12 protein-coding genes and 3 tRNA genes are annotated in these 14,766 nt (G+C 73.6%); 8 read left to right on the forward strand and 7 right to left on the reverse strand.

From position 1 onward, the window contains the following. The first annotated feature begins 18 nt into the window (after positions 1-18). On the forward strand, positions 19-1,113 hold the full coding sequence (locus A6F73_RS15355; RefSeq protein WP_159398463.1) for a hypothetical protein: 1,095 nt from the start codon (positions 19-21) through the stop codon (positions 1,111-1,113). A gap of 161 nt (positions 1,114-1,274) precedes the next feature. Further along, complete coding sequence (locus A6F73_RS15360; RefSeq protein WP_063348325.1) at positions 1,275-1,610, forward strand: hypothetical protein; 336 nt, start codon at positions 1,275-1,277, stop codon at positions 1,608-1,610. A gap of 38 nt (positions 1,611-1,648) precedes the next feature. Here the strand turns inward: A6F73_RS15360 and A6F73_RS15365 are convergent, their stop codons facing one another. The 5 genes from A6F73_RS15365 to crcB (A6F73_RS15385) form a co-directional block, all read right to left on the reverse strand. Next, positions 1,649-2,524: a TIGR02452 family protein gene (locus A6F73_RS15365; protein ID WP_063348326.1), complete on the reverse strand. Its 876-nt coding sequence runs from the start codon at positions 2,522-2,524 to the stop codon at positions 1,649-1,651. Positions 2,525-2,729: 205 nt separating this feature from the next. Further along, positions 2,730-5,063, reverse strand: a complete 2,334-nt coding sequence (locus tag A6F73_RS15370) for a DEAD/DEAH box helicase (RefSeq protein WP_063348327.1) — start codon at positions 5,061-5,063, stop codon at positions 2,730-2,732. A 1,070-nt stretch (positions 5,064-6,133) separates the two neighbouring features. Further along, positions 6,134-6,508: a fluoride efflux transporter CrcB gene (crcB, locus tag A6F73_RS15375; RefSeq protein WP_063348328.1), complete on the reverse strand. Its 375-nt coding sequence runs from the start codon at positions 6,506-6,508 to the stop codon at positions 6,134-6,136. Beyond that, the gene (locus A6F73_RS15380) at positions 6,505-6,855 is read right to left on the reverse strand and encodes a DUF190 domain-containing protein (protein ID WP_063348329.1); all 351 of its coding nucleotides are present in this window, start codon (positions 6,853-6,855) and stop codon (positions 6,505-6,507) included. The genes crcB (A6F73_RS15375) and A6F73_RS15380 overlap by 4 nt, the downstream gene beginning before the upstream one ends. After that, a complete protein-coding gene (gene crcB / locus A6F73_RS15385) occupies positions 6,852-7,349 on the reverse strand; it encodes a fluoride efflux transporter CrcB (protein ID WP_063348330.1) in 498 nt (165 codons plus the stop codon). The genes A6F73_RS15380 and crcB (A6F73_RS15385) overlap by 4 nt, the downstream gene beginning before the upstream one ends. 70 nt (positions 7,350-7,419) lie before the next feature. Here crcB (A6F73_RS15385) and A6F73_RS15390 point away from each other — a divergent pair, with 70 nt between their 5' ends. The 5 genes from A6F73_RS15390 to A6F73_RS15410 all read left to right on the forward strand — a co-directional run bounded on the left by A6F73_RS15390 (position 7,420) and on the right by A6F73_RS15410 (position 8,865). Continuing rightward, positions 7,420-7,761 (forward strand): metallopeptidase family protein, encoded by a 342-nt coding sequence (locus A6F73_RS15390; RefSeq protein ID WP_063348331.1) that lies wholly within the window; start codon positions 7,420-7,422, stop codon positions 7,759-7,761. A gap of 126 nt (positions 7,762-7,887) precedes the next feature. Beyond that, a tRNA-Glu gene (locus tag A6F73_RS15395) sits at positions 7,888-7,960 on the forward strand. Positions 7,961-8,015: 55 nt separating this feature from the next. After that, a tRNA-Asp gene (locus A6F73_RS15400) sits at positions 8,016-8,089 on the forward strand. Between the two features lie 27 nt (positions 8,090-8,116). Then, positions 8,117-8,190, forward strand: a tRNA-Phe gene (locus A6F73_RS15405). A 129-nt stretch (positions 8,191-8,319) separates the two neighbouring features. Then, on the forward strand, positions 8,320-8,865 hold the full coding sequence (locus tag A6F73_RS15410) for a Uma2 family endonuclease (RefSeq protein ID WP_063348332.1): 546 nt from the start codon (positions 8,320-8,322) through the stop codon (positions 8,863-8,865). 111 nt (positions 8,866-8,976) lie between these two features. On the opposite strand, the gene A6F73_RS15415 is transcribed toward A6F73_RS15410, so the two are convergent. Beyond that, on the reverse strand, positions 8,977-10,002 hold the full coding sequence (locus A6F73_RS15415) for a hypothetical protein (RefSeq protein WP_063348333.1): 1,026 nt from the start codon (positions 10,000-10,002) through the stop codon (positions 8,977-8,979). After that, a complete protein-coding gene (locus A6F73_RS15420) occupies positions 9,999-10,529 on the reverse strand; it encodes a SigE family RNA polymerase sigma factor (protein ID WP_063348334.1) in 531 nt (176 codons plus the stop codon). Before A6F73_RS15420 ends, A6F73_RS15415 begins: the two co-directional genes overlap by 4 nt. 187 nt (positions 10,530-10,716) lie before the next feature. Here A6F73_RS15420 and hrpA point away from each other — a divergent pair, with 187 nt between their 5' ends. Next, on the forward strand, positions 10,717-14,703 hold the full coding sequence (gene hrpA, locus A6F73_RS15425) for an ATP-dependent RNA helicase HrpA (protein WP_063348335.1): 3,987 nt from the start codon (positions 10,717-10,719) through the stop codon (positions 14,701-14,703). Positions 14,704-14,766: the final 63 nt, after the last annotated feature.

The raw sequence follows: 14,766 nt of genomic DNA on the forward strand, positions 1-14,766 counted from the left end.
GCCGCCTATGCTGCGGCGGTGTCTTCCGACCATGATGCGCCGCACCGTCAGCAGCCCACCCTCCTGGAGGCGGTGGCCGGGCTGGAGGCGGTGGCCGCCGCCGGGGACGACGACCGCTTCGGCCCCGCCCTGGCGCTGGTGGGCGGGCTGTTCGGGTCGGCCGGCCCGGCCGAGGCCGCCGCAGCCGGCCCCCGGCTGGCCGCGCTGCTGCCGGGCGCCCCGCCGTTCCCCCGGGCGCACCTGGCGATGGTCGTGGGCGCCTGCGTGGAGAACGGCGCCGACCCGGTCGGCTGCGCGGGCCCGGTGCTGGCAGGCCTGCACGGGGCGCTGACCGGCACGCAGCGGCTGACGCGGCGGTGGGCGCAGACCGGCGGCGGCCCGCTGCCGGACCCGGAGGGCGACGACCCGGTCGAGGCGCACGACCGGGTCGCGGATCCGGCACACCTGGACGCGTGGCACGCGCACCTGGCCGTGGTCGGCTGGTGGACGCTGCACCTGTGGCAGCGGGCCGCCTGGGCCGTGTACGCGCACCCGCCGGTGCGCCGCGAGGCGCGCACCTCGGGCGTGACGGACGTGCTGCTGGAGCTGTTCGAGCGGTACGACGGCGGGCGGCACGACTTCAAGGGCCTGGCGCACCTGGCGCTGGTCCTCGACGACGAGCCGCTGCTGGTGCTGGACCGCCCCACCGGCACCGGCTACCTGCTGCGCATGGACGGGCTGGGCGACACCTTCCAACTGCACACCCTGCTCGCCGAGGTGCTGATCGGCGGCGGCCACCTGCCGGGCACCCGGCCGGACCCGGAGGTGGTGGCGCTGGCCCGTACCGCGCTCCCGGACGACCGCCGGGTGGTCGCGACCGGCGCGTTCAACCTGGTCGCCCCGGACGGCTCGTGGCTGTGGAACGAGGGGACGCCCAGCGACATCCCGGTGGTGGACGGCGTGCGCACCCTGGTCCTGGACCCGCCGCCGTACGAGCGCAGTTGGTCCGCCGGGCGGCTCCTCCAGGAGGTCCCGGGCGACCTGCGGCTGGAACGGGTGCTGCCCCCGGCGGAGGCCGCGCAGCGGCTGGCCCGCACGGTGCCGGCACAACCCGCCGAACAGGCGTTCCGGTAACGCGCCCGCGGGGAGACCCGAAAGCGGGGAGGCCCGAAAGCGGCGGGACCCGACGGCAGCAGGACCCGACGGCGGGGAGGCCCGGACGGGCGCGGGGCGGGCGGGCTATGGTCGGAAGCCGGAACAGGAAGTCGGGACAACCTCTACGAGTGGAGTCGACGATGGCGAAGGTCCCCAACGTGCTCTCGGCCGCCGCGCCCGCCGCGCTGACCGCGGCGAGCGGCCTGGTGGGCGGTTACGGCGTCGCCCGCTGGAGCGGCCGGCGCGAACTGGGCGGCGCGGTGCTGGCGGTGGCCGGTGCCGGGGCGGCCGCGCAGTGGCACCGCAGCTCGGGCGCGGCCACTGCGGCGGCGCTGACCGGCCTGTACGTGGCGGCGTTCGGCGGCTCGCATCCGCTGGCGAAGAAGATCGGCGCCTGGCCGTCGGTCTTCGCCGTCACCGGTGTGGTCGCGGCGGCCTCGACGGCCGCGACGGCGCTGGCCGCCCGCAAGCGGTAGCGGCACCCGGCGGCACCCAGCGGCACCCGGCGGCGGCCTCAGCGCACCCCCGCGCCGGGCTGCGCCGCCCCGCCGAACCGCGCCTCGAACGCGGCCCGGTTCGCCGAGACCGGTGAGCGGTCCCAGACCGCGAACACCACCTGTTCGAAGGCCGCCCCGTACCGGGAGAGCGCGCCCTCGAAGGCCTCGGCGACCTGGGCCGGGTCGTTGCGGAACACCCCGCAGCCCCAGGCCCCGAGCACCAGCGTGCGGACCTCGTGCCGAGCCGCCGCCGCGAGCACCCGGACGGCCCGCTCGGCGAGCACGCCCCGGACGTCCACGTCGGCCGAGCGCCGTTCCAGCTGGCCCGCGTTGGGTGCGGGCGAGGTCAGGAAGGTGACCGGGTACGGCCGCGCCAGCAGGTCGCCGCCCCGGCCGCGGATCACCGGTACGTCGGGCGAGACGATCACCCGGTGGCTGTACCGGAGGTCGGTGGAGGCGCGGTGCGCCTCGTAGTAGTCCGGCGCCTCCAGCAGGCAGGTGTAGAGCAGCGCGCTGCGGCACAGGTCCTCCTCCTGGGCGCGGGCGCCGCGCAGGTAGCCGCCGCCGGGGTTGCGCGCGGAGGCGAAGTTGAGCACCCCGACCGGGCCAGCCCCGCCCTCGACCAGGCGCCGGGCGGCCTCGATGCTGCCTTCGGCCGTCACCTCCACCGCCCTGACGGGCCCCCCGGGCCGACCCGGCCGATCCGGCCCGGGCCCCGGGCCCCCGCCCCGCAGCAGCGCGTCCAGCGCCGGCGGCGCGTACGACACCGTGCCGGCCCTGGCGGCCGCCAACTGCTCCTCCACCATGACGAGTTCGCCACCGGCCGCCCGGTAGCTCCCCCGCTCGGCGATCTCCTCGTTCACCCGGGCCACGTCATGCAGTCTGCTGCTCATGTCCGGGACGCTACGGGACTTCCGCCGGGCCGCGCCACAGGTTATTCTCAGCCGCAGAACAACACCTCGGGGGTGCGAGGGGTACCGGGGGAGGTACCCGGGGGGTATCGGGGGAACGCGACGGGCCCGCTCCAGCGCATGGAGCGGGCCCGTCGTGTGTGTTCAGCTGTTCAGCTACCGGTGGTCAACCACCGGCCGTACGGCGTCAGTTCTTCCAGCGCGGCTTGCGGTCGTCGCGGTTGAAGCCACCGGAACGGTCGCGGTCGAAGCCGCCCGAGCGGGCGCCGCCACGGTCGTCGCGGTCACGGCCGAAGCCACCACCGGAGGTCTGCGGACGGCCGCCGGAGCGGTGGTCGTCACGACGCGCGAACGGACGGTTGTTGCTGCCGCCGCGCTCGTCACGGTCCCGGCCGAAGGACGGGCGGTCACCGAAGGTGCGGGCCGGACGGTCGCCGAAGGAGCGGCCGCCGCGGTCGTCGCGGTCACGGTTGAAGCCACCGGAACGGTCGCGGTCGAAGCCACCACCGGTGCGGGCCGGGCGGTCACCGAAGGAACGGCCGCCGCGGTCGTCACGGTCACGGTTGAAACCGCCCGAGCGGGCGCCGTCACGGTCACCGAAGGAACGGCCACCACGGTCGTCACGGTCACGGTTGAAGCCACCCGAGCGGGCGCCGCCACGGTCGTCGCGGTCACCGAAGGAACGGCCACCACGGTCGTCACGGTCACGGTTGAAGCCACCGGAACGGCCACCACGGTCGTCACGGTCGCGGTTGAAGCCACCCGAGCGGCCACCACGGTCATCGCGGTCACCGAAGGAACGGCCACCACGGTCGTCACGGTCACGGTTGAAGCCACCGGAACGGCCACCACGGTCGTCACGGTCACGGTTGAAGGCCGGACGCTCGGTGCGCGCCTCGCGGTACGACGGCGTGCGCTCCTCGGCCTGCGGCGCGGCGGCCGGAGCCGGCACCTCGGTGGCCGGGGTCTCCGCAGCGGCCTCGTCGCCCGCCTCGGCGGCCGGGGCCTCGTCCTCGATGCCCAGCTCGGCCCGCTCGCGGGCGGCCCGCGCGGCCAGGCGGTCGGCCTCCTCGCGCAGCTCGGTGGTGCGGCGCTGCGCGCGCTCCAGCTGGCGGGTCATGTCGGCGAGCTCGCGCTCGGCGGCACCGGCGATGCCGGCCGCGCTCTCGGCCTGGACCTCGATCAGCGAACGGGCGCCGGTGATCTTGGCGACCTCGGCGTCGAAGGCGTGGTCGAGGATGTGGCGCGAGGCGTCGACGCCCGCGTCCTCCATCAGGCGGAAGACGCCGCGGCGCTGGTGCGGCAGCACCAGGGTGACGACGGCGCCGGAGCGCCCGGCCCGGGCGGTGCGGCCGGAGCGGTGCAGGTAGTCCTTGTGGTCGCCGGCCGGGTCCACGTTGAGGACCAGGTCGATGCCGTCGACGTGGATGCCGCGGGCGGCGACGTCGGTGGCGACGACGACGTTGACGTAGCCGTCCTTGAAGTCGCCGAGGACGCGGGTACGGGCGCCCTGGGTCATCCCACCGTGCAGCGCGTCGGCCTTCACGCCGGCCTCGATGAGCTGCTCGGCGACGCGGTCGGCGCCCATCTGGGTGCGGACGAAGATGATCGTGCGGCCCTTGCGGGCGGCGATCGCGTTGGTGATCGGCGCCTTGTCCTTGGGCTTCACCACGAGGATGTGGTGGGTCATGGTGGTGACCGCGCCGGCCGACGGGTCGACCTCGTGGGTGACCGGGTTCTTCAGGTAGCGCTTGACCAGGGTGTCGATCTCGTTCTCCAGGGTGGCGGAGAACAGCAGGCGCTGGCCACCGGCCGGCACCTGGTCGAGGATCTCGGTGACCTCGGGCAGGAAGCCCATGTCGGCCATCTGGTCGGCCTCGTCGAGCACGACGGTCCGGACGTCGGCCAGCTTGGCGCTGCCGCGGTTCAGCAGGTCGCGCAGACGGCCGGGGGTGGCGACCAGGACGTCGACGCCGCGCTCCAGCGCGTAGATCTGGTTCGACATCGAGGTGCCGCCGCAGACGACCTTGAGCTTGAGGCCGAGCACCGAGCCGAACGGCTCCAGGGCGTCGGCCACCTGCATGGCCAGCTCGCGGGTCGGGACGAGGATCAGGCCGCGCGGGTGCTTGGGCTTGGTGCGCTCGCCGTCGGCGAGGCGGGTCAGCAGCGGCAGGCCGAAGCTGAGGGTCTTGCCGGAGCCGGTACGGCCACGGCCCAGCACGTCCTTGCCGGCCAGGGCGTCCGGGATGGTCGCGGCCTGGATCGGGAACGGGGTGGTGACACCGCGCTTGGCGAGGGCGCGCACGACGTCGTCGTGCAGGCCCAGGTCGCCGAAGGTGATGGTGGGCTCGGCGGGCTCCTCGGCCTCGACGGCGTCGGCGTTCAGCTCGACGTCGGCGTCGGTGGGCTCGACGGCCTCAACGGCCTCGACGGTGTCGGTGAGGGTGTCGGCGGTGTCGGTGACATCGGCGGCGGCCTCGCTCGCGGGCATGGCGAAGCGGGCGTCGTCAACGAGAGACATGTAAAACCTTCCGGAAGTGGCACGCGCCAAAGTCCGGGGGTTCTGTTTCACAACCGCCTCTATGCGGTCAGCCACGGATCGCCGGAACGCGCCAAGGGCGCCAGATGGGAATAGGGCGCCAGTCAAATGAATCAAACGAACGATCTACCACCATAGACGAACCTCGGGATCAGAGGCAAATGCCCTGGCCAGACCGCTAATGCCCACCCGCATGCGGGCTCGGGGCCGAGGAACCGGAGTTACCGGCCGAGGGCTCCGGGGTCGGTGGGACGGTCGCGGCCGGTGAGGTGTGCTCGGGCTCGGGGGACGTCGAGGGGCGGCTGCTCGGCGTGGCCGACGGCGTGCCCGCCGTACCGCCGGAGCGGCCCTCACCGGTGCCGCCGGCCCCTCCCGCGCCCCCGGTACCCGCCGCACCGCCGGTACCGGCCGACGCGCCGCCGCCCGGCCGGGGCGCGGGGCTGGCACTCACGCCCCCCGCCGAACCGTTCGCGCCGGTGCCGGCCGGCGCGGGGTCCACGGCGGGCGCCCCCGGCACCGGGACCACGCCAGCGGCCGCGCCGTTCACGCCGGGCGCCACCTCGCCCGCCGCCGTGGCCGTCGCCCCGGCCGGCGCGTTCTCGCCCTGCAAGCCCCCCGGACGCTCCGGGCGCCCGGACGCACTCCCCGGATGCACGCCGCTCGGCGAGGCCGACGGCCCGCTCGTCACCCCCGGCTTGCCCGCCGGACCGACCTGCCCGACCGGCGCCACCCCGCGCTTCACCTCCGCCTCCGGACCGACCGACATGCACCCCGTCAGCCCCAGCCCGGCCACCGCCAGCACCGCCGCCGCACGCACCGAAGCCGTACGCGCCGAAACCGCACGCGCCGAAACCGTACGCACCACCGCCCGAACCGCCCGCACCGAAGCCACCGAGCTCCCTCTCCACCGCCCCACCCGGGCCGCCCACTGCTCGCGCGGCCGCTTTTCGGTGCCCAACGCGCGCCCGCCCCGACGGGACACGGGCAGCGCGCCAGGAAGCGCCCGGGCCGCCTCCGCCACAGCCCGCCGAACCGGCAGACCGGCGGCCTGCTCAGCCCCAGAACGCCGAGGCCAGCCCCGCCCCCGCGTACACCGCGGCCAGCCCCACCACCACGCTGCCCACCACGTTCGCCAGCGCGTACCGCCCCGCCCCGGTCTCGACCAGCCGCAGCGTCTCGTACGAGAAGGTCGAGTACGTGGTCAGCGCCCCGCACAGCCCCGTCCCCAGCAGCACCTGGACCTGCGGGGACGCGGCCCCCGCCGCCACCGCCCCGGTCACCAGGCCGAGCACCATGCAGCCGACCGCGTTCACCGCGAACGTCCCCCAGGGGAACACCGAGTCGTGCCGGGCCTGCACCGCCCGGTCGGTCAGGTACCGCAGCGGCGCGCCGACCACCGCGCCCGCCACCACCAGCAGCCAGTTCACCCCGAAGCCCCTTCCCGCCCCACGTACCTGACCACTTCGCAGCGGTCCAGCAGCACCAAGCCCTCCGCCACCAGCCCGTCCAACTGCGGCAGGAACGCCCGCACCCGCTCCTCCTCGTCCACGATCACCACCGCCACCGGCAGGTCCTCGCTCAGCGACAGCAGCCGCGCCGTGTGCACCAGCGACGACGCCCCGAACCCCTCGATCCCCCGGAACACGCTCGCCCCGGCCAGCCCCGCCGCGCGCGCCCGGTGCACGATCTCGCTGTACAGCGGCCGGTGGTGCCAGCGGTCGTTCTCCCCCACCAGCACGGTCAGCCGCAGCGCCGGCCCGCTCAACCTGCTCACCGCACGCCCCCGCCACCACGGGCGATCAGACGGCGCGTCAGCCCGGCCGCCACCCACACCGCGCCGAGCGCGCCCAGCAGCGTCAGCCCCAGGTACGCCAGCCCGAGCCCGAGCCGCCCCTCCTCCACCAGCCGCCGGATGTCCACCGCGTACGTCGAGAAGGTGGTGAAGCCGCCCAGCACCCCGGTGCCGAAGAACGGCCGCAGCAGCGGGTGCGCCGGACGCCCCTCGGTGATCACCACCAGGAACACCCCGATCACCGCGCACCCGACCACGTTGATCAGCAGCGTCGTCCACGGGAACGCCGCCGGCCCGTTCGCCCAGGCCAGCCCGGCGCCGTACCGCGCCACCGACCCGATCGCCCCGCCCACCGCGATCACCACCACGGCCGGCCCCTGCCCGCGCCACACCGGCGGCCGCCTCCGGGCGACCGCCCCCTCGTCCGCCGGCCGGGTCCGCGCCGGGCCGTCCACCGTGCCGTCCGAGGTCGCCATAACCCCATCAAACACCGGCTCCCGCCGTCTGGCACAGCGTCACTCCAGACCCGACAATGAACCGGTGGAGATGACCCGGGACGAGTTCGAGACGCTGGTCAGCGACGCCCTCGACCAGATTCCCCCGCAGCTCGCGGCCATGATGGACAACGTCGCCGTCTTCGTCGAGGACGAGCCCGACCCCGCCGACCCGGAACTCCTCGGCCTCTACGAGGGCACCCCGCTCACCGAACGCGGCGAGTGGTACGCGGGCGTCCTGCCCGACCGGATCCTCATCTACCGCGGCCCCACCCTCCGGCACTGCGAGACCCACGACCAGGTCGTCGCCGAAGTCCGCACCACGGTCATCCACGAGGTCGCCCACCACTTCGGCTTCGACGACCACGAACTCGACGAACTCGGCTGGTCCTGACCCCCGCCCCAAGCGGCCCTCGGGCGGCCCCCACCCACCCGGCCGAAACCCGTTTTGGCGATCCGCCCTGCATCCCATATGCTTCTCGACGTCCCCGAACGCTGGGAACAGCGGGACAGGCCGCAAGCCCTCATCGTCTAGTGGCCCAGGACGCCGCCCTTTCAAGGCGGTAGCACGGGTTCGAATCCCGTTGGGGGCACGCAGTACCGTAGTAAAAAGCAGTGCCGCAAGACCTTAGTGGGAAACCACTACAAGGTCCCGTGGAGCAGTTGGTTAGCTCGCCACCCTGTCAAGGTGGAGGTCGCGGGTTCAAGTCCCGTCGGGATCGCTCGTCTCGCAAGAGACGGTGCAGTACGGCCAGGTAGCTCAGTTGGTACGAGCGTCCGCCTGAAAAGCGGAAGGTCGCCGGTTCGACCCCGGCCCTGGCCACAGATCGGAAGCCCCGCAGCGATGACGCTGCGGGGCTTCCGCCGTTCCGGGGGCCCGGGGCCTGGGGCCGGGCGCCGACTACGCTGGGTGCCGGACACCGGTGGATTCGGTTCGGGAGGCGTCGCACTCATGGCCCCGGAACACTTCGAGCTTCTGGAAGAGGCCCGCAGGAGCCTGCCCGACGGCTTCAAGGTGGAGCTCTCCGGCGACACCATCACCATGATGGTGAGCCCCTCGGGGATCCACCAGCGCAACCTGCTGGTGGTGCGCCGGCAATTCGACGCCCACACCCCGGCCGGGCTGCTGCCGAGCGAGAACACCGATCTGATCTCGCCCAACGTCGGGAAGAGCCGCAATCCCGACCTGACGTACCTTCCGGACGACGCGCTGGCCACCACCGACAACCAGGTGCCCGCCGAGCTGGCCGCGATCGCGGTCGAGCTGGTCTCGCCCTCCAACCCCGAGAACGACTGGGTCGGGAAGGTGCGGGACTACCCGCTGATGGGGATCCCGCTGTACCTCCTGGTCGACGCGCGGGAGAAGACCGTCACCCTCTTCAGCAGGCCGGACGGCACCCGGTACCACCGGCGCGAGGACATCGCGTTCGGCGAGACGATGCGCGTTCCGGAGCCCTTCGGCTTCGAGCTGGTCACCGGCGACCTGCTGCCCTGCTGATCTCGGGCGGCTCCCCTCGGGTCAGCTCGCCAGGCGGCCGGGCGAGCTGACCAGGGGGGAGGTGGGCCGGTCGCGCGGGCGGCGTCGAGGCCGGCACGGCGCCGGGAGGGTTCAGTAGGAGCGGAACCAGCTGGCGTCGGTGCCCAGCACGGAGCCGTCAGCCGCGTAGTACGTGAACGTGCGGGCCTGGGCGCCCGGCTTCCTGGCGATCGCGTACCAGCGCGTCGGGGAGTCCCCGAGGGCGACCGGCGCCGACTCGCTGATGCCGCCGGTGTCCCAGGTGACCACGATCTTCGCGACCCGGGGCCGGACCCCGGCGATCACCACCGGTGAGGCGCCCAGCTCCCCGCCTTTGAACCCGAGCATCGTCCCTCCTCCGGAGGTGGCCCGGTCGATGATCGCCCCGTCCGGCACCCCCGGGGCGGGGGTGTCGTGCATCGCGTCGTCGACCTGGCGCTGCCCGTCCACGGTGGCGTAGAGGTTCACCAGGTCCACGTCCGGGCGCCAGCTCCGGTCGATGTCCGCCCGGGTGGTCTCCGGCAGTTGCGGGATGGCCGCGTGCCGGTCCTCCCAGATCAGCCGGGCCTGTCGGAGGGCGTCCTCCTTGGTGGCGGCCGCCGGCCAGAACGCGGCCCACGCCTGCCACTGCCTGCCGTTCGTGGTGCCGTGGCCGACCACGACCCGGACCGGGGTGAACGGATCCCGCGCGGGAGCGGTCGGTGTCGCGGTGGTGCCCGCGGTGCCCGCGGCGGCCCCGGCGGCCCCGGCGGCCTCCGCGGCGGTGACGGTCGAGGCGTCCGCCACCACCGCCCCCGCGTCGGCCGCGTTGCCCGGCCCCCGCCCCCGCCCGAGCCCGCCGAGCGCCGTCCCCCCGACGACGGCCGCCGCGACCAGCACCGCCACCGCCCCGCTGGTCAGCAGCCGCCGGCGCCGCAGCCGGCGCCGCCCCCCGGCGACCAGCCGGTCGTACGGGACGGCCCCGATCTCGACGCTTCCGGCCAGCTCGCCCAGGACGCGCGCCGCCGCGGCCTCGGCGCCGGCCGCGCCCCCGGCCCCCGCCCCGGCCGTGTCCTCGCCGCCCGCACCGCCCACGTTGCCCATGGCGCCCTCGCCGCCCACGTTGCCCTCGTTGCTCATCTTCCGCCTCCGATGCTCGCCAGCCCGTTGAGTGAGGAGGCCTCCCGCAGCTTGGCCAGGCCTCTGGCCGCCTGGCTCTTCACCGTCCCGACCGAGCAGCCCATCGCCGCGGCGGTCTGGGTCTCGGTGAGGTCCTCCCAGTACCGCAGCACGACGGCCTGCCGCTGCCGGGGCGGCAGTGTGCCGAGGGCCGTGAGCAGCGCCGCCCGTTCGTCCAGCCGCGCGTAGCCGTCGGGGCCCTCAGGTGCGGCCCGGTCGGGGACGGCGGTGACCAGGTCCTCGGCCGCTCGGCGGCGGAACCGCCGGGCGTGCTCGTTGATCAGGATCCGGCGCACGTAGGCGTGCGGGTCGTCGGCCGCCCGGACCCGGCTCCAGGCGACGTACGCCCGCTCCAGGGCCTGCTGGACCAGGTCCTCGGCGGTGTGCCTGTCCCCCGCGAGCAGGTACGCCGTCCTGAGCAGCCGCGTCCACGCGCTGCCGGTGAACGCGCGGAACTCCTCGTCCCTCGCGGTCTTCTGGGCTCCCATGAGCACCTCCTCAACCCCCAGAGCCCGAAACCGCCGCGAACCGTTGCCTGGCCCGGCCCGGAGCCGTCCGGCCCGACGTCGCCGGCACCCGGGCCCGCCGTTCGCGCTCGGCCGCCGGTGGCTGTGACACTGGAGAGGCTCGAAAACCGAGGTGCGCGCCGCCGTACCTCCTTGCGAACCTAGAGGGATGCCCGCAGTGAGTTCTCCCGCAGTCCAGTCCGCCCCCGCACCCGCCGAGGGTCCCGGTATCGGTGAGCTGGCCGCCCGCCTGCCCGAGCTGACCCTGCGCGACCAGGTGCGGATCGGGCGCCGACTGGAGGGGGCCCGTCGGGTCCGCAAGCCCGAGGCCCGGCAGAAGGTCGCCGCCCAGATCGCCGCCGACATCGACCGCGCCGAGCTGCTGGTCGAGCAGCGCCGCGGTGCCGTCCCACCGATCAGCTATCCCGCCGAGCTGCCGGTCAGCCAGAAGAAGGACGAGATCCTGGCGGCCATCCGGGACCACCAGGTGGTGATCGTCGCGGGTGAGACCGGCTCCGGCAAGACCACCCAGATCCCGAAGATCTGTCTGGAGCTGGGCCGCGGCGTGCGCGGTCTGGTCGGCCACACCCAGCCGCGCCGGATCGCCGCCCGTACGGTCGCCGAGCGGGTCGCGGAGGAGCTGCGCACCCCGCTGGGCGAGGCGGTCGGCTGGAAGGTCCGGTTCACCGACCAGGTCGGCCAGGACACCCTGGTCAAGCTGATGACGGACGGCATCCTGCTCGCGGAGATCCAGACCGACCGCGAACTGCTCCAGTACGACACCCTGATCATCGACGAGGCGCACGAGCGCAGCCTCAACATCGACTTCATCCTCGGCTACGTCAAGCAGCTGCTCCCGCGCCGACCGGACCTCAAGGTCGTGATCACCTCCGCGACCATCGACCCGCAGCGCTTCGCCCGGCACTTCAACGACGCCCCGATCGTCGAGGTCTCCGGCCGCACCTACCCGGTGGAGGTCCGGTACCGCCCGCTCGTCGACGACCTGGACGAGGACGACGACGCGACGGACGCCGACCGCGACCGGGACCAGATCCAGGCGATCTGCGAAGCGGCCCAGGAGCTCCAGGCCGAGGGCCCGGGCGACATCCTGGTCTTCCTCTCCGGCGAGCGCGAGATCCGCGACACCGCCGACGCCCTGGACAAGCTGAAACTCAAGTCCACCGAGGTCCTGCCGCTGTACGCCCGGCTGAGCTCGGCCGAGCAGCACCGGGTGTTCCAGCGCTCCGGCAGCCGCCGGATCGTCCTCGCCACCAACGTCGCCGAGACCAGCCTCACCGTCCCCGGCATCAAGTACGTGATCGACCCGGGCACCGCCCGGATCTCCCGCTACAGCCACCGCACCAAGGTGCAGCGGCTGCCGATCGAGGCGGTCAGCCAGGCCAGCGCCAACCAGCGCAAGGGCCGCTGCGGCCGCACCTCCGACGGCATCTGCATCCGGCTGTACTCGGAGGAGGACTTCCTCTCCCGCCCCGAGTTCACCGACGCCGAGATCCTGCGCACCAACCTGGCCTCGGTGATCCTGCAGATGACGGCGGCGGGCCTCGGCGACATCGCCGCCTTCCCGTTCCTGGACCCGCCGGACTCCCGCAACATCAAGGACGGCGTGCACCTGCTGCACGAGCTGGGCGCGCTGGACCCGGACGAGAAGGACCCGCGCAAGCGCCTCACCGCGCTCGGCCGCCAACTGGCCCAGCTCCCGGTGGACCCGCGGATGGCCCGGATGGTGCTGGAGGCCGACAAGAACGGCTGCGTGCGCGACGTGATGGTGATCGCCGCCGCGCTGTCCATCCAGGACCCGCGCGAGCGCCCCGCCGAGAAGCGCCAGGCCGCCGACGAGCGGCACCGCCGGTTCAACTCGGAGACCTCCGACTTCCTGTCCTACCTGGCGATGTGGCGCTACGTCCGGGAGCAGCAGCGCGAGCTGTCCTCCTCGGCCTTCCGCCGGATGTGCAAGGCGGAGTTCCTCAACTACCTGCGGATACGGGAGTGGCAGGACATCTACACCCAGCTGCGCACGGTCGCCAAGCAGTTGGGCGTCACCATCGAGGAGCCGCACGAGGACGCCGAGCCGGACGCCGACCGGATCCACCAGTCGCTGCTGGCCGGCCTGCTCTCCCACATCGGCCTGTTCGACGTGGAGAAGCGCGAGTACGGCGGCGCGCGCGGCGCCCGGTTCGCGGTGTTCCCGGGCTCGGGCCTGTTCAAGAAGCCGCCGCGCTGGGTGATGTCGGCCGAGCTGGTGGAGACGTCCCGGCTGTGGGCGCGGATCAACGCCAAGATCGAGCCGGAGTGGGTGGAGCCGCTGGCCGGCCACCTGATCAAGCGGACGTACAGCGAGCCGCACTGGGAGAAGAAGGCCGGAGCCGTCCTGGCGTACGAGCGGGTGACGCTCTACGGGATGCCGGTCGTCGCCCAGCGCAAGGTCAACTACGGGCGGATCGACCCGGAGCTGTGCCGCGAGCTGTTCATCCGCAACGCGCTGGTCGAGGGCGACTGGGAGACCCACCACCGGTTCTTCGCCGAGAACCGCAAGCTGCTCGGCGAGGTCGAGGAGCTGGAGAACCGGGCCCGGCGCCGGGACATCCTGGTCGACGACCAGACCCTGTTCGAGTTCTACGACGCCCGGCTGCCGGAGGACGTGGTCTCCACCCGGCACTTCGACTCCTGGTGGAAGACGGCCCGGCACGAGCAGCCGGACCTGCTCAACTTCGAGAAGTCGATGCTGATCAACGACTCCGCGGACGGCGTCACGGAGGCCGACTACCCGGACCACTGGCAGCAGGGCAAGCTGCGCTTCCAGCTGACCTACCAGTTCGAACCGGGCAGCGACGCGGACGGCGTGACCGTCCACATCCCGCTGCCGGTGCTCAACCAGGTCACCGCGGAGGGCTTCGACTGGCAGATCCCGGGCCTGCGGACGGAGCTGGTCACCGCGTACATCAAGTCGCTGCCGAAGGCGATCCGGCGCAACTTCGTGCCGGCGCCGGACTTCGCGAAGGCGGCGCTGCGCGCGGTGAAGGACCGCCAGGAGCCGTTGCTGCCGTCCCTGGAGCACGCCCTCAAGCGCCTGACGGCCATCACCGTGCCGCCGGAGGCCTGGGACGACGAGCGGGTGCCGGACCACCTCAAGGTGACCTTCCGGGTGGTGGACGGCCGCCGCAAGCTCGCCGAGTCCAAGGACCTGGAGGAGCTGCGGCTGCGGCTCAAGCCGAAGCTCAAGGAGACGCTGTCCTCGGCGGCCTCCGGCCAGGGCATCGAGCAGGGCGGGCTGACCGCCTGGCCGGGCGGCCTGCCCGTGCTCCAGCGCACCTTCGAACAGCGCTCGCGCGGCCATTCGCTGCGCGCCTACCCGGCCCTGGTGGACGAGGGGGAGTCGGTCGGCGTGAAGCTGTTCGACACCCCGCAGGCGCAGACGCAGTCGATGTGGGCGGGCACCCGCCGGCTACTGATGCTGACCACCACCTCCCCGGCCAAGTCGATCCAGGGCCGGCTGGGCAACCAGGCGAAGCTGGCGCTCTCGCACAACCCGCACGGCTCGGTGAACGCCCTCTTCGAGGACGTGGTGGCCTGTGCGACGGACCGGCTGATGACCCTGGCCGGCGGACCGGCCTGGGACGAGGCGGCCTTCGGCACGCTGCACGACAAGGTGCGGGCGGACCTGTACGACCTGTCCGCGGACACCACGCTGAAGACGGCCACCGCGCTGATCGCCTTCCACAAGGCCTCGACCCGGCTGAAGTCGGTGAGCAGCCCGGTGCTGCTGAACGCGGTGAACGACATCCGGCTGCACCTGGCCTCCCTGGTGCACCCGGGCTTCGTCACGGACACCGGCTGGCAGCGGCTGCCGGACCTCAAGCGCTACCTGCTGGCGGTGGACCGCCGGCTGGAGGCGCTGCCCAACCACCCGCAGCGGGACGCCCAGCAGCTGCTGAAGGTCCAGCAGGTGCAGCGGGAGTACGGGGAGCTGCTGGCGGCGGTGCCGGCAGGCCGGCAGCCGTCCGCGGAGGTGCTGGCGATCCGCTGGATGATCGAGGAGTTGCGGGTCAGCTTCTTCGCCCAGTCGCTGGGCACACCGAGCCCGGTGTCGGAGAAGCGGATCACCAAGGCGATGGAGGCTGCCAGGGCCACGCTCTGAGCTGGGCGGCGGCCTCCTCGGGGGCCCTCAGGTGCCAGTTCGACCTGGGGGCCCACCATGGGC

Source organism: Streptomyces sp. MJM8645 (assembly GCF_001625365.1).
GTDB lineage: Bacteria > Actinomycetota > Actinomycetes > Streptomycetales > Streptomycetaceae > Kitasatospora.